Origin of the sequence: Rhizobium ecuadorense, from assembly GCF_001187535.1 — a bacterium.
Classification (GTDB): Bacteria; Pseudomonadota; Alphaproteobacteria; order Rhizobiales; family Rhizobiaceae; genus Rhizobium; species Rhizobium ecuadorense.
The window spans coordinates 1-307 of sequence record NZ_LFIO01000266.1 but is presented as its reverse complement, the minus strand read 5'-3'; the positions used below and the strand labels follow the sequence as shown (position 1 = coordinate 307).

Sequence of the window (307 nt, the reverse complement as noted above, 5' to 3'; positions counted from 1 at the left end):
GAACCCTCCCTCACCAGCCTTCAGGAACCTTCTCCTCCTAAGCTGAAGAGAGAGGAATGAGAACTGAAGTTGGAGTATGATGCTAAGAGAAAAAAGGAGGCCGGCGATGCGCAGCGAAATCGAAATCACCGACGAAGTGATCGAGGCGGGTCTGGATGCGATCACCGAATTTTACGATCCGTGGGAGGAGAAGCTGCCGAAGGACATGTTCCCCGCAGCCATTCGTTCCATCCTGGTGGCGGTGTCGAGAGTGGTGCGCGAACGGCATCCTGAGCTGCCGCAATTTGTGGTTTCAGAGGATGAATCC

General features: G+C 54.7%; 1 protein-coding gene. It reads left to right on the top strand.

Annotation, left to right across the window (positions count from 1 at the left end):
* Positions 1-106 precede the first annotated feature (106 nt).
* A partial coding sequence (locus AF337_RS05860) for a hypothetical protein (protein WP_049731377.1) occupies positions 107-307 on the top strand: 201 nt, incomplete at its 3' end.